Genomic DNA, 19,385 nt, shown 5'->3' with positions numbered 1-19,385 from the left:
TTACTTATGCTCCCTTCACGGCGTTGCGTACGAGAACGACGCGGCCGCGGGCGCCTGGAACGGCACCCTTGATCAGCAGGAGGTTCTTCTCAGCGTCGATAGCGTGAATGGTCAGGTTCTGAGTGGTAACACGCTCAGCACCCATGCGACCAGCCATCTTCTGTCCACGGAAAACGCGACCTGGGGTCGATGCGCCGCCGATGGAACCTGGCTTACGGTGGTTCTTGTGAGCACCGTGCGATGCGCCAACACCGTGGAAGTTGTGACGCTTCATAACGCCGGCGAAGCCCTTACCCTTCGAGGTGCCTACGACGTCGACCTTCTGGCCGGCTTCGAAGACCTCTACGGAAAGTTCCTGGCCTGCGGTGTACTCGGCAGCGTCTGCAGTGCGCAGTTCTACCAAGTGGCGACGTGGGGTGACGCCAGCAGCCTCGAAGTGACCAGCCAGTGGCTTGGTGACCTTGCGAGGATCGATCTGGCCGTAGCCGATCTGAACTGCGGTGTAGCCATCGCGCTCTTCGTTGATGAGCTTGGTGACAACGTTGCTATCAGCCTGCACGACGGTGACAGGGATCAGGTTGTTGTTCGAATCCCAAACCTGGGTCATGCCGAGCTTCGTGCCCAGCAGGCCCTTGAAATTACGGGTTGCGGTCATAGTTTTCTCGCCACCTCCCCTTAAAGCTTGATTTCGATGTTGACATCCGCTGGCAGGTCGAGACGCATCAGCGAATCAACAGCCTTCGGGGTCGGATCGACGATGTCGATCAGACGCTTGTGCGTGCGCATTTCGAAGTGCTCACGGCTGTCCTTGTACTTGTGTGGCGAACGGATAACGCAGTACACGTTCTTCTCCGTTGGCAGCGGCACTGGGCCGACTACGGTTGCGCCTGCGCGCGTGACCGTCTCAACGATCTTCCGGGCCGAAACGTCAATGACCTCGTGGTCATACGACTTCAGCCGGATGCGGATTTTCTGTCCCGCCATGGCGTCATGCCTCTTTCTGTTAGCACTATCTAAAGTTTCTGTGCCTATATACGGGTCCTTGCAGACCGGCACGCCTTGCTCTGCGGCTGAATCCGGATCAGATCCGGGTTCCTCACCCGCAGGAGGCTCCGACCCCCGCGCTCGGGCGTGTCGTGAAATTTTCAGTCACAACACTCCCACAAAGTTTTCACTTTATCGAAGGGCCTTATAGTTTGAAGCAGTCGTATCGATCCCGAACCCCAGGCATTATCCTGCGTGAGAGTCGATCCCGGTCGTTCAAACCAGACCGGTTACCCCATAAATGGGGACCGGGTTGCATTGAAGCAACTTATCTAGTCTGACAGGTCGGCAACGATCGCGCAAATCTTTTATGCCTATCCGCGCCCGTGATCTTGACCTCACACCTGGCGCGGCCCGTCCTGCCCGGACGGCTCCTGCCCCGCAGGGATCGGTGGATCAACAGGGTTTTGCGGCCTCACCGGCAGCGAATTCTGCTTGTCGACCTTCACCAGCTTGAAGACCGCGGCCGCAATCAGCCCCAAGCCAATGACCACCAGCCAGAGGAATGCCAAATCGCGCAGGAACCACAAGACGGACAAGGTGATAGCCGCCGCACCCCACCAAATGAACAACCGCTCCCCCAGCTTCAAGCCCCAGGCCACCAATCCACCGAAGAAGACCAGGCCGATCGCCTGCGCAACACCATTGGATTGGACCAGTGCGGCGAGCAAGGCCAGGCTGCCGGCCACCGAGGCGGCCAGCAGGTATGCCCTCTCCAATCGCGCGTTGGCCCTGATATTGCGCCACGCGACCAGCACTACTGCAACAATGCAGGCGTAGGCCGCCAAGTTGCTGGCCCGCGGTGTGCCAAGGATCTGGGCATAGCTGCCCAGCGCCAGCAGCGCGCCCAGGAGGATGAAGCCGTCCACCGCGTAGGGCACCAGCCGCCGCGGAAGTTCAAAGAGCCGCACCAGCACCGCAACGCCGAAGACCAGCAGCGCTCCGCCAGCCACCTGCCAAATCGCACCGCCATCCAGATGGGCGATGCCACCGGCCAGCAACAGGGCCAGGAGCATTGCCGCGAAGTACAAGCGCGAGGAGCTGCCGGGCGGATCGGCATGGAGGTAGCCGGATTCCGGATAGCCGGGAATTGGATCCTTCATTCGCCCATGGAAGATTGCCAGCAGGTACAGCGCGAGGCCCGCGCCAACCAGCGCCCATGCGGCATCCATCGGTGCTAGCACCACTGCCCCACCGGCTTGCCGCACCTCGAAGACTGCACGCAGGATAGCGACGCACAGCATGATGGCGGCTCCGGCCGCGTACCAGGCGCTCTTGCGCGTGTGCACCAGCAGGATGAAGCCGAGGGCCAGCAGCAGGTGCGCACCCACTGCCCACCACGACCCCGCCTGCCACGCGGCGGCCCACGCCGCCGGAAGGAAGATGGCCAGGCCCAGGGCTATCGAGTACGACTTGTTGGCGCGCAACCGCCGTTCAAGCACGAGTGCCGCCAGGCTCAGGGCCAGCAGCATGGCGCAAGCAACCTGGGAACTCCACCACGTAGAGCGGACCCATCCGGTCGCATCTTCCATGGCCAGTGCCGGAATGCTGATCAGCAGGATCAGTGCCAGGATCGGGGCAAATAGATAGAGCTGTCGCTTGGCCACCGTCAAGCTGGTCTCGGCCTTGAACGCGGCCAGCCCGTGCAGCCCGAAGAATAAGCAGGCCAAGAGGATCGTTCCCCGATCCATGCCGCCCGCGAACTGCCCGTAGGGCAGCGTCGCCAGTGGAATGCCAGCCAGCAGTCCCACTGCCATCCAGCGCAATTCCCGGCGCAGTGCTTTGCCGTCGCGGATGCTAGCCAGCAAGCGGAGCAGCTGCGGGACGGCTATCGAAACCAGCAGCAGGCAGAACCGGCCATGGATGTCGAATTCCATGCTGTAGGCAATCCACCACACCATGGAACTGAAGAGCACTTGGGCCAACGCTGCATAGAGGATCTTCCACCGCGTATTTGTGCTGCGGCGCAAGCTCCAGATGAAATAGCCCAAGGTTGCCGCCCCGATGAGGATTGCCAGCGGCCAGATCTCCTTGCCGAAGCTGAGCGCATAAAGCCCCATCAGCAGGCAGGCCGCAACGACATTGATCGGCTGTTCCAGCTCGGGGCGCTGTGCAGGAATATCGCGAAGCCGCCAACCCGAGGCAATGACCAGGCCAACTGCGAGCACAAGGCCAGTGATGAACCACGCCAGCCCGCCGATACCCAGGAACACCACGGTGCTTTCGCTGGCGTAGGAATAGTCGCCAGCGGTTGTCAGCAGGCGCAGGCTGAAGAGCAGCACCACGCCAAGCAAAGCCGAAGCGCCCACCCGTCCCAGCCGGTGCCCCTGCGCCATGCCGGAATCCAGCACGGCACGGCTCGCCAGATTCGCCGCCCACAAGATGAACAGCACGAAGAGCACCGCAATCAACGGGGATGAGCCGTCAGGATTTCCATAGTCCCCAGCCGTGAGCTCATCAAGCGCAGCACCAAGCACGCCTGCGCCAACCAGGGTAACGACCCAGCGCGCATGGAGCGTCATTTCCCCGCGCAGGTTCCGGGCGTTGCGCTGAGCCAGCGAAAGCCCGAGCAGGGCCAGGGCGAATACCACCAGCGGGCGCCAACTGTGGTTCTGCATATCTACCAGCGCCACCAGGGGAAGAACCGCGATGACTCCAACTTCCAGCTTGGCGCTGCGCAGCAAGCCGGGAATGCCCAGCGCCATGAAGATCGGAACCGCGATGTAGCTGAGCACGAAGGCCTCGAAGCCCTGCGCGTAGAGAAACGCGCCGATCACCGAAGCCACCGCTAAGCACCACAGCACCGCACGTTCACTTTGCAGGTGCCTGCGTGCCAATCCCAGCCTCTGCTGGTAGCCGGTGGAGCAGAGCAATACCGCTACGGCTTGGAGCCCGAAGGCGAAGGCGAGCACCAGCCAGCTGCTCGTTGCGGAGAAACCGAGGTAGTTGCAGCCGGCCACGAGCATCGCCATGAAAGCAGCGCGGGCAGCGTAGGTGCGCAGCAGCCGCAGGTTGGGCAACAGCCTGACGCTGAGCAGCAACTGGGCGGTGAGCAACGCGAAGATCCAGAACAAATCCCGGCTGGCGAGCATCTCCAAGAGGATCACCGAGAGCGCAAAGACAAACGCAGGCAGCAGCTGCGCGGTGCCGTGCAGGGCCCGGAAGAAGATTGAGTGGCGGATCCTTTCGCTGCGTACCGCCAAGAGCATCAGCGCAATTGAGAGCACCAGCAGGATCAGCATGTAGTAGAGGACGCCACGCTGCATCGCGGCCGCGCCGGCCATGGCGCTGCTGACCAGAATCAGCACGGCAACCCACGCCAGAACACGGGACTTGAACGTCAGTGTTGCGTAGCCCACGGCTAATGTGCCGATGGCTGAGAAAACCAGCCAGGTCGCCGGGCCGGATATGTTCACCGTGCTGTAGGTAGCGATGGCGCACAGCGGCAACAAAGCCAGCCCGGTGCCGGCAAAGGCGGCTCCTGCCGGACGCAAGGACGGTTTCACTGCGAAGGTGACCAGGCCTCCGCCGTAGAAAGCGGCAGACAGCAGGAATAAGGCGATGAGCTTTGACAGTGGCGGAAGCGCGAAGCTCAGGAAGAGTGCGCCGGCGGCAACGATCATCAGGGCCGCGACGTACAGCGTGATGTTGATGTTGCGCATTTCGCGCTCGCGTTTGGTGAGCACCTTGATTGGCTTAACCGGTGCAGCAGGCTGGAGAGTGGCCGTGGGGAGCGGCGCGCGGTACGCGGGGGCAGCACCGGCCGCCGATGGCTGGAGGTATGGCTGGCTGGAAGGTGCCATCGATGCGGCCGGCGCTGCATCTTTGCGGCTTGCAGGCTGCGCTTCGAGCGGCTGTGCGGGGACCCCCGGCGCTTGGGCAGCAGCCGGTGCCGAGGCACCCGGCGGCCCGGGTTGCCCCAGGTACTTCACTGCCTCGTCGTAGCCTTGCTGCCACGCTTCGCCCAGCGCATCAAGCTGCTGCTGGCTTTGCGATTTATCCCGACTCCCCTGGCGCCGGCCGAGGCCGAAAGCCAATAGGACCAAGATGATAGAAACGATGATCCAGCCCATCATTGATGCCACTCCCCCACTTAGCGAATTGTCGCGCCCTCCAATTAGACCACCTTCTAGATATATTCACTAGCTGAGGCTCGTATTTAACGAAAAAAATCCCCCAGCACAAAAGTGCTGGGGGATTCTTTTCAGTTCACTAGGGAACTACCTCATCAAGTAGAGACTACTTGGTGATGGTGGTTACCTTGCCCGAACCAACGGTGCGGCCGCCTTCGCGAATTGCGAAGCCGAGGCCCTCTTCCATGGCGATTGGCTGGATCAGCTCAACCGACATTTCGGTGTTGTCGCCAGGCATAACCATTTCGGTGCCCTCTGGGAGGGTGATAACGCCGGTTACGTCGGTGGTGCGGAAGTAGAACTGCGGACGGTAGTTCGAGTAGAACGGGTTGTGACGTCCGCCTTCGTCCTTCGACAGGATGTAGACGTTAGCTTCGAAGTTGGTGTGTGGGGTGATCGAGCCTGGGGCTACGATAACCTGGCCACGCTCAACATCGTCGCGCTTCAGACCGCGAAGCAGCAGACCACAGTTCTCGCCAGCCCATGCTTCGTCGAGCTGCTTGTGGAACATCTCGATACCGGTAACGGTAGTCTTCTGGATTGGGCGGATGCCAACAATCTCAACTTCCGAGTTGATAGCCAGGGTGCCACGCTCGGCGCGACCGGTAACAACGGTACCGCGGCCGGTGATGGTGAAGACGTCTTCAATTGGCATCAGGAATGGCTTGTCGCGGTCGCGAACTGGGTCTGGAATGAAGCTGTCAGCTGCATCCATCAGTTCCTCGATAGCTGCAACCCACTTTGCGTCGCCTTCCAGAGCCTTCAGGCCCGAAACGCGGATCACTGGAGCGTCATCGCCATCGAAGCCCTGCGAGGACAGAAGTTCGCGAACTTCCATCTCCACGAGCTCGAGCAGCTCTTCGTCATCAACCATGTCCGACTTGTTCAGTGCAACCATCAGGGTTGGAACACCAACCTGACGGGCCAGCAGAACGTGCTCACGGGTCTGAGCCATCGGGCCATCGGTAGCGGCAACAACGAGGATTGCGCCGTCCATCTGAGCAGCACCGGTGATCATGTTCTTGACATAGTCAGCGTGACCTGGAGCGTCTACGTGTGCGTAGTGGCGCTTCTCGGTCTGGTACTCGATGTGCGAGATGTTGATGGTAATACCGCGCTGGCGCTCTTCCGGTGCCGAGTCGATGTTAGCGAAGTCGCGCTGTTCGTTCAGGTCTGGGTACTTGTCAGCCAGAACCTTGGAGATTGCCGCGGTCAGAGTGGTCTTACCGTGGTCAACGTGACCGATGGTACCAATGTTGACGTGCGGCTTGTTGCGCTCGAACTTTGCCTTTGCCACAAGTTCCTCCTAGAAACATTTACAGAAGACATTCTTCGTCTGCGCGGTTCGCAAACGAACTAGAAATAGTCTACTGGGGGCTTGGATAATTTAGGAAATTCCGGTCCTCTGCGGGGCCTGCATTGTGATGCAAATCCCTCGTTGGCCGTTTGCGGTGCCGGCTCCGTTTTTCAACGGAACCGGCCCGCGATCGGCCACTTCCCCGCTAAGGGGGTCACGGCCAGGTTTTTATACCGAGGCGATTACTCGCCGCGGGACTTCTGGATGATCTCGTCGGCAACTGCCTTCGGGACCTCAGAGTAGCTGTCGAAGGTCATCGAGTAAACTGCGCGACCCTGGGTCTTCGAACGCAGGTCACCAATGTAACCGAACATTTCCGACAGTGGCACACCAGCGCGGATGACCTTGACGCCAGCAGCGTCGGACATCTCGCTGATCGAACCACGACGGGAGTTCAGGTCGCCGATAACGTCGCCCATGTACTCTTCCGGGGTACGGACTTCAACAGCCATCAGCGGTTCAAGCAAAACAGGGTTAGCGCGGCGTGCGCCTTCCTTGAATACCTGCGAACCAGCGATCTTGAAGGCCATTTCCGAGGAGTCGACATCGTGGTAAGCACCATCGATGAGGGTAGCCTTGACACCGACCAGTGGGTAGCCTGCGAGGATACCGTACTGCATTGCGTCCTGGATACCAGCGTCAACGGATGGGATGTACTCACGAGGAACACGACCACCGGTCACGGCGTTCTTGAACTCGTAGGTGACGCCGTCAACAACTTCCAGAGGCTCGAACGAGACCTGGACCTTTGCGAACTGACCCGAACCACCGGTCTGCTTCTTGTGGGTGAAGTCAACCTTCTCCACAGCCTTCTTGATGGTTTCGCGGTATGCAACCTGTGGCTTGCCAACGTTTGCTTCCACACGGAATTCGCGCTTCATGCGGTCAACCAGAATGTCCAGGTGAAGCTCACCCATACCGCCAATGACGGTCTGGCCGGTGTCTTCGTTCAGGGACACGGTGAAGGTTGGATCTTCCGCCGACAGCTTCTGGATAGCGGTCGACAGCTTTTCCTGGTCACCCTTGGTCTTTGGTTCGATGGCCACAGAGATCACTGGATCCGGGAAGCTCATCGACTCGAGAACGATTGGGTGGGCTGGATCACATAGGGTGTCACCGGTGGTGGTGGCCTTCAGTCCGATTACAGCGTAGATGTGACCTGCGTGGATCTCGTCTACCGGATTCTCCTTGTTGGAGTGCATCTGGAAGAGCTTGCCTACGCGTTCCTTCTTGCCCTTGGTGGAGTTCAGCAGCTGTGCGCCGGACTCTGCCTTGCCGGAGTAAACGCGGATGAAGTTCAACTGGCCGAAGAACGGGTGAGCGGCGATCTTGAACGCAAGTGCCGAGAACGGTGCGTCCTCCGAAGGCTCGCGGGTCAGCTCAACTTCTTCGTCCTTCGGATCGTGACCGATGGTGGCGCCAACGTCCAGTGGGTTCGGCAGGAAGTCGATGACTGCATCCAGCATTGGCTGAACGCCGCGGTTCTTGAAGGCCGAACCACAGAATACTGGGTAAGCTTCCGAGTTCACGGTCAGCTTGCGGATGCCAGCCTTGAGTTCCTCAACGGAGATTTCTTCACCTTCGAGGTACTTCTCCATGAGCTCTTCGGATGCCTCAGCGACATCTTCAACCAGCTTGGCGCGGTACTCTTCAGCACGCTCAACCAAGTCGGCAGGGATTTCGCGGGTTTCGTAAGCAGCGCCCATGGTGACGTCACCCTTGGAGTCGCCTTCCCAAACGAATGCCTTCATGGACAGCAGGTCAACGACACCGGTGAACTCGGACTCGGAGCCGATTGGCAGCTGCATAACCAGCGGCTTGGCACCAAGGCGCTGGATGATGGTATCTACGGTGAAGTAGAAGTCAGCGCCCAGCTTGTCCATCTTGTTGACGAAGCAGATACGTGGAACGTCGTACTTGTCAGCCTGGCGCCAAACGGTCTCGGACTGAGGCTCAACGCCTTCCTTGCCATCGAAGACGGCAACGGCGCCATCGAGCACGCGCAGCGAGCGCTCCACCTCAACGGTGAAGTCAACGTGGCCCGGGGTGTCGATGATGTTGATCTGGTTCTTGTTCCAGAAGCAGGTAACAGCAGCGGAGGTAATGGTGATACCGCGCTCTTTTTCCTGTTCCATCCAGTCGGTGGTCGAAGCACCGTCGTGGGTTTCACCGAGCTTGTGGTTCACACCCGTGTAGAAAAGGATGCGCTCAGTAGTAGTGGTCTTACCGGCATCGATGTGAGCCATGATGCCGATATTGCGGACCTTGTTAAGGTCAGTAAGCACGTCCTGTGCCACGTTGTCTCCCTATAAGGTGAGGCCGGAATTGCTGGGCATCGGTTGATGCCCAGCTTTTCCGAGCGGTTCTTACCAGCGGTAGTGTGCGAAGGCCTTGTTGGACTCGGCCATCTTGTGAGTGTCTTCGCGACGCTTCACAGCGGCACCCAGACCGTTCGATGCGTCCAGGATCTCGTTCATCAAACGCTCGATCATGGTCTTCTCGCGGCGAGCCTTCGAGTAGCCAACCAGCCAGCGCAGAGCCAGTGCGGTTGCACGGCCTGGCTTGACCTCAACAGGAACCTGGTAGGTAGCGCCACCGACGCGGCGGGAACGAACCTCGAGGGCTGGACGGATGTTGTCCATAGCCTTCTTGAGGGTCGAAACAGCGTCGGCGCCGGACTTTGCTGCGGCACCTTCGAGTGCACCGTAAACAATGCGCTCTGCAGTGGACTTCTTGCCGTCTACGAGAACCTTGTTGATCAGCTGGGTGACCAATGGGGATTCGAAGACTGGATCAGAAACTAGTGGGCGCTTTGGCGCCGGACCCTTACGAGGCATTACTTACCATCCTTCTTTGCACCGTAGCGGGAACGAGCCTGCTTACGATCCTTCACACCCTGGGTATCCAGAGCACCACGAACAATCTTGTAGCGAACACCTGGAAGGTCCTTTACACGACCACCGCGAACGAGCACGATGGAGTGTTCCTGCAGGTTGTGTCCGACACCTGGAATGTAAGCGGTCACTTCGACGCCACCGGCAAGGCGCACACGTGCGACCTTACGCAGAGCCGAGTTTGGCTTCTTCGGGGTGGTGGTGTACACACGGGTGCACACGCCACGGCGCATTGGGTTGCCCTTAAGGGCAGGGGCCTTGGTCTTGACGACCTTAGGCGAGCGGCCCTTGCGGACCAGCTGCTGAATAGTAGGCACTTTCGTGTCCTTCCATTGTCTAAGTTCTTCGGCAACACGACGAAAACGCCTAAGCCTAGAAAAGTTTTAGCGCTTCGCAATGTAGCTAGCTGCTTGCTTTACCGCGCACTCAGAATCAAAAGTCCCTAGGCGTGCGAAAGTGTGGCATTCGTTGCGCAACCTACCCGCAACCCGGACGGAGTCCATTTTGCCACACATAAAACAATTGATCCCAGTCTAGCATTAATCCACCGAGCCACCATGTACAGTAAGCTATCTCACCGACCTGGCAACTCTTGGCCCCCGCCGCCATCGAGACGGTTTGGGTAGTGACTACGCTATCGACCCCAGCTGAACGCCACGGGACCGCCAGATGAAAACCACCTGAATCCACAGCCGCCGCCAATGGCGTGTTGTGGCCGTAGCCACGTCACACCAGATGTTTCATCGCCCAGAGGACAAATCACCCTAAACTTGCTCTACTAGCCGGCGGCAGGCACGCCAATCTGCATCAGACGCTGGGCATTAGCATGGTAGTCTTTCACGACATTCCGGTTATGCAGTTCCAGGATGGCTTCGTCATTGCGGCGCAGGCTGGTGGAGTTGTAGTTATGGCTACCGGTGAAGACGAAAGACGCATCCCCGCGGCAGCCTTCCGAAGAAGCCACCTCCCGAAGGCCGGAAACCACCAGATACTTCGAATGAATGCGCCCTGTAGTCGAGCTGTCCTCTACTGAGCGACGGCTGATCCCTGCGGCATCCAGGATATTGGCAACCTGCGCCCCGACCGGCCCAGCAGCTACTGAGACAGCGCAGCCTTGGGTTTTCAGCCGGGCCAGTTCCTCAGCGATGGCGGTGCGTGTATCGTCCCATTCGCTCATGACCACTGCCGCCGAGCTGTTCCTGTTTTTGCACTCCAGCCGCGCGAGCCGCTGCGCTACCGGATCATCGGCGGCAGCTGGGAAGAACCGGACTACCGATGCCCCAGCCGGGCCGCGCGAAGCCACTGTCTTGTTGTAGTCTGGCGACTGTTCCATGCGCGCCAAATCGGCATGGTAGGACCGATAGGCATCGTACAAACCATCATCGCCGGTCACGGTCAGCGCGTTGTTCCAGTAGCTGGTGTGATTCACGTCGGTGACATTGGCAGAAGCCTGCACTACAACATTTTCCTGCCCACCCAGCGCTGAGAACAGCACGAACTTGTTGTGCATGCCTTTGGTTCCCTGGCAAGAACTGGTGTTTCCCTCAGGCGACTGGTGGGAGCACACCGCTACCCACGATCCTGAGCTCATATCTGTGCCCAGCGTATTGATGAGCCTCGCTGCCGGAGCCTTGGAGATTTGCCACCCGTCGATGACCACCTGTATTTCTACCCCGCGCGCATGTGCTGCGAGCAACTGGTCCACGTAGTCTTCGCCGCTCTCCCCCGAAATCACGAAAGCCGCCAGCTTAATGGTTGATCCTGCATCGGCCTGCTTGAAGTACGAGCACAGGCGCTCGGACACTGCTCCGGCCCGGCCTTCTAGCGGATCGGAGAAGACCGCTCCGGTTTCAACCTTGGCCAACGGCGCTGCCGCGCAGGGGGTCTCGGGCTGCTTGCCAGTTTCGATCCGCTGCGTGGCATGGGCCGGCATGGAATTGAACAGCAGCGCGAGGATCATGGCGCCGGTTGCAGCGGCTTTCAATGTTTTACTCAACTTCTCACCTTTTTCTGGCATCAATCGGCGACGGGAGCGGAATTTGCTGATGTCCCCGAGGTCTGGCCGGCTCGGCCGCGCCGCATGGGTGGAAGGCGTCCCATGGAACGCATCGCTCCGGCAACTGAACTTTTTCATGCACCGGTGATAATTGCGTGTCCCGAGGGTGAACAGAAGCGAAACAGCTTAAATGCGGCAGGGCCCGTTGCACGCATCTGCGTGCAACGGGCCCTGCCGGCTAGCTACTGCTCGATTCGGGCTTCTCCGGTTTAGCGGAAGTCCGAGCCGTGATCGTAGTCATCCATCGAGATGGCACGGAATTCAGGCGACAGCCCGCCTTCCAGCGCATCGTCGTACAGGCCCGAGGAGAAGGCCGAGGTGCCGGTGAACAAAGTTGCCTTTGCTTCATCGGTTGGCTCGACGTTGACCTGGGTGTAGCGATCCAGACCGGTACCGGCCGGGATCAGCTTACCGATGATCACGTTTTCCTTCAGACCGCGCAGTGGATCTTCCTTGCCTTCCATCGCAGCCTGGGTCAGGACGCGAGTGGTTTCCTGGAAGGAAGCAGCCGACAGCCACGAATCGGTGGCCAGCGATGCCTTGGTGATGCCCATCAGCTCGTCACGGCCGGCAGCTGGACGCTTGCCTTCCGAGACAGCCTTGCGGTTCGCCGCGGTGAAGCGCGAACGATCGGCCAACTCGCCTGGCAGCAAGTCGGTCTCGCCCGACTCGATGACAGTGACGCGGCGCAGCATCTGGCGGACGATGACTTCCACGTGCTTATCGTGGATGCCCACACCCTGGGACTGGTACACATCCTGGACCTCGCGGACCAGGAACTTCTGTGCCTCACGTGGGCCGAGGACTCGAAGAACCTGCTTCGGATCCAAGGTACCGCTGGTGAGCTGGGTACCGGCAACGATGCTTTCGCCCTCTTCAACCAACAGGCGAGCACGACGCAGAACCGGGTAGGCCTGCTTCTCGTCGCCGTTGTCCGGAGTCACTACAACACGCAGCTGCTTCTCGTCGTCTTCGATCGACACGCGACCGGAAACCTCGGACATCGGAGCCACACCCTTAGGGGTACGGGCTTCGAACAGTTCCTGGATACGAGGCAGACCCTGGGTGATATCGTCAGCCGACGCTACACCACCGGTGTGGAAGGTACGCATGGTCAGCTGGGTACCAGGCTCGCCGATGGACTGCGCGGCGATAATGCCAACAGCCTCGCCGATGTCCACGGTCTTGCCGCTGGCCAGCGAACGGCCGTAGCACAGAGCACAGGTTCCAACAGCCGAGTCGCAGGTCAGCACGGAGCGAACGCGGATTTCATCCACGCCTGCAGCGTACAGCTCGTCGATCAGCACGTCGCCGACATCCGAACCGGCGGTAGCCAGCACGGTGCCTTCAGTGTTCTTGACGTCGGTAGCCAGCGTACGGGTGTACGCCGAGTTCTCCACGGTCTCGTGCTTGACGCGGATGCCGGCAGAGTTATCTGCAATGGCAACGGTCAAGCCGCGCTTGGTGCCGCAGTCCTCTTCGCGAACGATAACATCCTGCGAAACGTCCACCAGACGACGGGTCAGGTAACCCGAGTTAGCGGTCTTCAGCGCGGTATCCGCCAGGCCCTTACGGGCACCGTGGGTCGCGATGAAGTACTCCAGAACCGACAGGCCTTCACGGTAGGAAGACTTGATCGGGCGAGGAATAATTTCACCCTTAGGGTTGGACACCAGACCACGGATACCCGCGATCTGACGCAATTGCAGGTAGTTACCACGAGCCTTGGAAGTCACCATTCGGTTAATGGTGTTCAGCTCTTCCATGCCGTTCTTCATTGCCTCGGCAACCTCGTCGGTAGCCTTGGTCCAGATGTCGATCAGGTCCTGGCGGCGCTCGGTATCTGCAATCAGGCCCTTGTCGTAGGAAGCCTGGACCTTGGCGGCCTTTACCTCGTAAGGAGCCAAGATGGCTGCCTTATCCATGTTCGAGGTAATGTCCGAGATCGCCACGGTGACACCCGAGCGGGTCGACCAGTAGAAACCGGCGTCCTTCAGGTTATCCAGGGTAGCTGCGGCAATGATCTTCGGGTAGCGCTCTGCCAGATCGTTGACGATCTCCGAGAGCGCATCCTTGCCCGCTACGGTGGCTACCCATGGGTAGTCCGCAGGCAGGGTGTCGTTGAACAGCACCTGGCCAAGCGAGGTATCCAGCAATGCCGGGGTACCTGGCTCCCAGCCCTCAGGGGCTGGCTGGTCTGCGGAAGGAACGAAGTTCTCCACGCGGACCTTGATCGGTGCGTTCAGGTGCAGTTCGCCCAGATCCTTGGCCATGATGGCCTCGGATACGGTAGCGAACACGCGGCCGGCGCCCTTTTCGGTTGCACGCTTGGTGGTCAAGTGGTGCAAGCCGATGATCATATCCTGCGAAGGCTGTGCCACTGGGCGGCCATCGGAAGGCTTCAAGATGTTGTGCGAGGACAGCATCAAGATACGGGCTTCAGCCTGTGCTTCTGGGCTCAGCGGCAGGTGGACTGCCATCTGGTCACCGTCGAAGTCAGCGTTGAACGCGCCGCAAACCAATGGGTGCAGCTGCAGGGCCTTGCCTTCGATCAGCTGTGGTTCGAAGGCCTGGATACCCAAGCGGTGCAGGGTAGGTGCACGGTTGAGCAGTACCGGGTGCTCGGTGATGATCTCTTCGAGAACATCCCAAACCTGCGGGCGGTAACGCTCGACCATGCGCTTAGCCGACTTGATGTTCTGTGCGTGGTTGAGGTCAACCAGGCGCTTCATCACGAAAGGCTTGAACAGCTCCAGGGCCATCTGCTTTGGCAAACCGCACTGGTGCAGCTTCAGCTGCGGGCCGACAACGATGACCGAACGGCCCGAGTAGTCAACGCGCTTGCCCAGCAGGTTCTGGCGGAAACGACCCTGCTTGCCCTTGAGCATGTCGCTCAGGGACTTCAGCGGGCGGTTGCCTGGCCCGGTCACCGGACGGCCACGACGGCCGTTATCGAACAGCGAGTCAACAGCTTCCTGCATCATGCGCTTTTCGTTGTTCACGATGATCTCTGGCGCACCGAGATCAAGCAGGCGCTTGAGGCGGTTGTTGCGGTTGATCACGCGGCGGTACAGGTCGTTCAGATCCGAGGTAGCGAAACGGCCACCGTCGAGCTGGACCATCGGGCGCAGTTCTGGCGGGATCACCGGAACGGCGTCAAGGACCATGCCCTTAGGCGAGTTGCCGTTGACAAGGAACGCGTTGACGACCTTCAGGCGCTTGAGCGCACGAGCCTTCTTCTGGCCCTTGCCGTTTTCGATGATGGTCTTCAGCTCTTCAGCTTCAGCCGCCAGATCGAAGTTCTCAAGGCGCTTCTGGATAGCTTCTGCACCCATGGAGCCTTCGAAGAACAGTCCGTACTTCTCACGCATGGTGCGGTACAGGCCTTCGTCGCCTTCGAGGTCGGCGACCTTCAGGTTCTTGAAGCGCTCCCAGACCGCACGCAGGCGCTCGGCTTCGGCCTTGGCGCGCTTGTCGATCTGCAGAACAGTCTTCTCGGCCAAGGTGCGGGCCTTGTTCAGCTCGGCATTCTTGGCGCCGTCAGCTTCCATGCGCTCCAGCTCGGCTTCCAGGTCGGCTGCAACAGCCTTCTTGTCAGCTTCCGAGTTGTTCGCAAGGTTGCGCAGTTCCAGGTCGTGCTGGGCCTGCAGGTTAGGCATTTCGGCGTGGCGGCGTGCTTCGTCGACACCGGTGATCATGTAGGCAGCGAAGTAGATGACCTTTTCGAGGTCCTTCGGAGCCAGATCGAGCAGGTAGCCCAAGCGCGATGGAACGCCCTTGAAGTACCAGATGTGGGTCACAGGAGCTGCCAGCTCGATGTGGCCCATGCGCTCACGGCGTACGTTCGCGCGGGTCACCTCGACGCCGCAACGCTCGCAGATGATGCCCTTGAAGCGCACGCGCTTGTACTTGCCGCAGTAGCATTCCCAGTCGCGGGAAGGGCCGAAGATCTTTTCGCAGAAAAGACCGTCCTTCTCCGGCTTCAGGGTGCGGTAGTTAATGGTTTCCGGCTTCTTGACCTCGCCGTAGCTCCATCCACGGATTTCATCCGCGGTGGCAAGGTTGATTCGCATGAGGCCGAATGAGGAATCGCTGGACATATGGTCCTTTTCTCTCTTCTGTGGTGTCTGAAGTCGATACGAATGAGGGTGGGAATTTGCCGCCGCTGCCTGCAGGTCCTGCAGGCAGGGCGCCAGATTACACTTCCTCTACGGAGTTCGGCTCCGACCGTGAAAGGTCGATGCCCAGCTCTTCAGCGGCGCGGAACGATTCCTCGTCCGACTCACGCATTTCGATAGTGTTGCCGTCGGTACCGAGTACCTCGACGTTCAAGCACAGCGACTGCATTTCCTTGATGAGCACCTTGAACGATTCTGGAACACCAGGCTCTGGAACGTTCTCGCCCTTGACGATAGCTTCGTAGACCTTCACGCGGCCGTGGATATCATCCGACTTGATGGTCAGGATTTCCTGCAGCGTGTAAGCGGCACCGTATGCTTCCAGTGCCCAAACTTCCATCTCGCCGAAGCGCTGGCCACCGAACTGGGCCTTACCGCCCAGTGGCTGCTGGGTGATCATGGAGTATGGACCGGTGGAACGGGCGTGGATCTTGTCGTCCACCAGGTGGTGGAGCTTCAAGATGTACATGTAGCCCACGGAAACCGGATCCGGCAGCGGGTCGCCGGAGCGGCCGTCGAACAGCTTCGCCTTGCCGGAGTTGCCAATCAGGCGCACACCGTCACGGGTCTTGCTGGTCGAATCCAGGATGCCGCGGATTTCCTCTTCGGAAGCGCCATCGAAGACCGGGGTTGCCACGGTGGTGGAACCGGACTCGCGTGGCAGGTTCGGCAGATCGCGGACCCATTCAGGCTCGCCTTCGATCTTCCAGCCCTGCTTGGCAGCCCAACCCAGGTGGATTTCCATAACCTGGCCGACGTTCATACGACCTGGCACACCTAGCGGGTTCAGGATGACATCCAGCGGGGTGCCGTCTTCCAGGAATGGCATGTCTTCCAGCGGCATGATGCGCGAGATGACACCCTTGTTACCGTGGCGACCTGCGAGCTTGTCGCCGATCGAGATCTTGCGCTTCTGGGCAACGTAGACGCGGACCAGCTGGTTGACACCAGGGGAAAGGTCATCGTCGTTGTCGCGGTCGAAGATGCGAACACCAATGACGGTGCCGGACTCGCCGTGCGGAACCTTCAGCGAGGTGTCGCGCACTTCGCGCGACTTCTCACCGAAGATGGCACGCAGCAGGCGCTCTTCCGGGGTCAGTTCGGTCTCGCCCTTAGGGGTGACACGGCCTACCAGCACGTCGCCGGCCTCGACCTCGGCACCGATGTAGACGATGCCGCGGTCATCGAGCTGGGAGAGGATGTCTTCCGAGACATTCGGGATGTCGCGGGTGATTTCCTCGGCACCGAGCTTGGTGTCGCGGGCGTCGACTTCGTGCTCTTCGATGTGAATCGAGGTGAGCACGTCGTCGAAGATCATGCGCTGGGAGAGGATGATCGCATCCTCGTAGTTGTAGCCTTCCCAGGACATGAATGCCACGAGCAGGTTCTTGCCCAGCGAGAGCTCGCCGGAGTCGGTCGAAGGACCGTCAGCGATGATCGACTGGTATTCCAGGCGGTCGCCTTCGGACACGCGAACGCGCTGGTTGTAGGCGTTGCCCTGGTTCGAGCGGGCGAACTTCATGATCGGGTACATCGACTCGGTGCCGTCATCGTTCATGACGACAACCAGGTCAGCGGATACCTCGGTGACCACGCCTGGCTTGGCGGCGACAACGGAGTCGCCGGCGTCAACCGCGGCGAACTTCTCCATGCCGGTACCCACCAGCGGACGCTCGGACTTCAGCAGCGGCACAGCCTGGCGCTGCATGTTGGCGCCCATCAGTGCGCGGTTGGCATCGTCGTGCTCGAGGAATGGAATCAGCGCGGTTGCCACCGAAACCATCTGGCGCGGCGAAACGTCCATGAAGGTCACTTCATCGGAGTCGACGATAACAGGCTCGCCGCCACCGCCCTTTTCGCGAACCAGAACGGTCTCTTCAACGAAGCGGCCGTTCTCATCCAGTGGCGCGTTGGCCTGTGCGATGTAGTGCTGCAGCTCGTCATCGGCGGTCAGGTAGTCGACCTCGTTGGACACGACGCCATTGGCGACGCGGCGGTACGGGGTTTCGATGAAGCCGAAGGAGTTGATGCGTCCGTAGGTAGCCAACGAACCGATCAGGCCGATGTTCGGGCCTTCAGGGGTTTCAATTGGGCACATGCGTCCGTAGTGGGACGGGTGGACGTCTCGTACTTCCATGCCTGCGCGGTCACGGGACAGGCCGCCTGGGCCCAGAGCCGACAAGCGGCGCTTGTGGGTCAGGCCGGCCAGCGGGTTGTTCTGGTCCATGAACTGCGAAAGCTGCGAGGTTCCGAAGAACTCCTTGATGGCAGCCACGACAGGGCGGATGTTAATCAGGGTCTGCGGGGTGATCGCCTCGACGTCCTGGGTGGTCATGCGCTCGCGCACAACACGCTCCATGCGGGACAGGCCGGTGCGGACCTGGTTCTCGATCAGTTCGCCCACGGCGCGGATGCGGCGGTTGCCGAAGTGGTCGATGTCGTCGACGTTAACGGGAACGTCAACGATCTCGCCCTTGCGGGTGCCCTGAACAGTCTTCTCGCCTGCGTGCAGCGCAACGAGGTAGCGGATCATCGCTACCAGGTCGTCCAGCGAGAGCACCGAAGCGTTCTCGGCGTTGACCGGAGTCTCCACGCCCAGCTTGCGGTTGATCTTGTAGCGGCCAACCTTTGCCAGGTCGTAGCGCTTAGGCTCGAAGTACATGTTCTTCAGCAGTGCCTGGGCGGCCTCAACCGTAGGAGGCTCGCCTGGACGCAGCTTGCGGTAGATGTCCAGCAAGGCTTCGTTCTGATCCTTGATGCTGTCCTTGTCCAAGGTTGCGCGCATCGAATCGTACTGGCCGAACTCGGACAGGATCTGCTCTTCGCTCCAGCCAAGGGCCTTGAGCAAGACGGTGACCGACTGCTTGCGCTTGCGATCAAGGCGTACGCCGATCTGGTCGCGCTTGTCGATTTCCAGCTCGAACCATGCACCACGCGATGGGATGATACGTGCCGAGAAGATCGTCTTGTCACTGGTCTTGTCCGGCGTGGACTCGAAGTACGCACCTGGGGAGCGAACCAGCTGGGACACAACGACACGCTCGGTGCCGTTGATAATGAAGGTGCCCTTTTCGCTCATCAGCGGGAAATCGCCCATGAACACGGTCTGCTGCTTGATTTCGCCGGTTTCATTGTTCATGAATTCGGCCTTGACATACAGCGGTGCCGCGTAGGTGGCGTCGCGGTCCTTGCACTCTGCGATCGAGTACTTAGGATCAGCGAACTCCGGATCCGAGAAGCTCAAGGACATGGTGTCCTGGAAGTCCTCGATTGGGGAGATTTCCTCGAAGATTTCTGCCAGGCCCGAGGTGTTGGGCACGCTGAAGTCACCAGCGGCTTCTGCCTTGGCCAGGCGCTCTACCCAGTTCTGGTTGCCGACGAGGCGGTCAAAGCTCTCGGTCTGCAATGCCAGCAGGTTAGGCACTTCAAGGGGTTCGTGAATCTTTGCAAAAGAAAGTCGGCCAGCGTATGCAGCATCGCGAGCCGAACTAGCGGTTTGGTTGTTAGGGTTGCTCGAGGCGACCAAGATGGATCCTTCCAAAGACCGTCAGGTTTCCGAACGCTTACCGTGCTAAGGTTCCTGCCATAGGACAGTTCCTCTTTTTTCGTCCGCACGAACCCACCGCTATATGAAGGCCGCGCGCGCAAACAGTAAGGCGCAAATTTCTACTCTACCGGAGGAAAATCCGGTTGTCGATACTCGGTGCAGAAATTCGTGCTATA

Annotated in this window: 10 protein-coding genes; all 10 read right to left on the bottom strand. The window is 59.9% G+C overall.

Annotated features, from left to right (window positions below; genetic code table 11):
* Positions 1–4: 4 nt before the first annotated feature.
* A complete protein-coding gene (gene rplC / locus ACIQTS_RS00635) occupies positions 5–655 on the bottom strand; it encodes a 50S ribosomal protein L3 (protein WP_013349688.1) in 651 nt (216 codons plus the stop codon).
* 20 nt (positions 656–675) lie between these two features.
* A complete protein-coding gene (rpsJ, locus tag ACIQTS_RS00630; RefSeq protein ID WP_013349689.1) occupies positions 676–984 on the bottom strand; it encodes a 30S ribosomal protein S10 in 309 nt (102 codons plus the stop codon).
* Positions 985–1,382: 398 nt separating this feature from the next.
* Entirely contained in the window at positions 1,383–5,120 is a 3,738-nt protein-coding gene (locus ACIQTS_RS00625) for a hypothetical protein (protein ID WP_402470513.1), read from the bottom strand.
* Positions 5,121–5,283: 163 nt separating this feature from the next.
* Positions 5,284–6,474, bottom strand: coding sequence for an elongation factor Tu (gene tuf / locus ACIQTS_RS00620; RefSeq protein WP_105657666.1), 1,191 nt, complete (start codon positions 6,472–6,474; stop codon positions 5,284–5,286).
* A gap of 242 nt (positions 6,475–6,716) precedes the next feature.
* On the bottom strand, positions 6,717–8,831 hold the full coding sequence (gene fusA, locus ACIQTS_RS00615; RefSeq protein ID WP_105657667.1) for an elongation factor G: 2,115 nt from the start codon (positions 8,829–8,831) through the stop codon (positions 6,717–6,719).
* A gap of 69 nt (positions 8,832–8,900) precedes the next feature.
* Complete coding sequence (gene rpsG, locus ACIQTS_RS00610) at positions 8,901–9,371, bottom strand: 30S ribosomal protein S7 (RefSeq protein WP_096256908.1); 471 nt, start codon at positions 9,369–9,371, stop codon at positions 8,901–8,903.
* Positions 9,371–9,745, bottom strand: coding sequence for a 30S ribosomal protein S12 (gene rpsL, locus ACIQTS_RS00605; RefSeq protein WP_013349694.1), 375 nt, complete (start codon positions 9,743–9,745; stop codon positions 9,371–9,373). The genes rpsG and rpsL overlap by 1 nt, the downstream gene beginning before the upstream one ends.
* A gap of 461 nt (positions 9,746–10,206) precedes the next feature.
* On the bottom strand, positions 10,207–11,424 hold the full coding sequence (locus tag ACIQTS_RS00600; protein ID WP_402470509.1) for a phosphatidylserine/phosphatidylglycerophosphate/cardiolipin synthase family protein: 1,218 nt from the start codon (positions 11,422–11,424) through the stop codon (positions 10,207–10,209).
* A gap of 269 nt (positions 11,425–11,693) precedes the next feature.
* Positions 11,694–15,584 carry a DNA-directed RNA polymerase subunit beta' gene (locus ACIQTS_RS00595; protein ID WP_400288537.1) on the bottom strand — a complete coding sequence of 1,297 codons (3,891 nt, stop codon included), beginning with the start codon at positions 15,582–15,584 and terminating at the stop codon, positions 11,694–11,696.
* Positions 15,585–15,681: 97 nt separating this feature from the next.
* Positions 15,682–19,188: a DNA-directed RNA polymerase subunit beta gene (locus ACIQTS_RS00590; protein WP_402470506.1), complete on the bottom strand. Its 3,507-nt coding sequence runs from the start codon at positions 19,186–19,188 to the stop codon at positions 15,682–15,684.
* Positions 19,189–19,385: the final 197 nt, after the last annotated feature.

This window comes from Glutamicibacter sp. NPDC090743 (genome assembly GCF_044769125.1).
Taxonomy (GTDB): Bacteria; Actinomycetota; Actinomycetes; order Actinomycetales; family Micrococcaceae; genus Glutamicibacter.
This window is presented reverse-complemented; position numbering and strand designations above follow the sequence as displayed.

Bases quoted from the DNA above. Each gene is read 5' to 3' on its own strand.
- rplC (WP_013349688.1), bottom strand. From the start codon at position 655: ATGACCGCAACCCGTAATTTCAAGGGCCTGCTGGGCACGAAGCTCGGC.
- rpsJ (WP_013349689.1), bottom strand. From the start codon at position 984: ATGGCGGGACAGAAAATCCGCATCCGGCTGAAGTCGTATGACCACGAG.
- ACIQTS_RS00625 (WP_402470513.1), bottom strand. From the start codon at position 5,120: ATGATGGGCTGGATCATCGTTTCTATCATCTTGGTCCTATTGGCTTTC.
- rpsG (WP_096256908.1), bottom strand. From the start codon at position 9,371: ATGCCTCGTAAGGGTCCGGCGCCAAAGCGCCCACTAGTTTCTGATCCA.
- ACIQTS_RS00595 (WP_400288537.1), bottom strand. From the start codon at position 15,584: ATGTCCAGCGATTCCTCATTCGGCCTCATGCGAATCAACCTTGCCACC.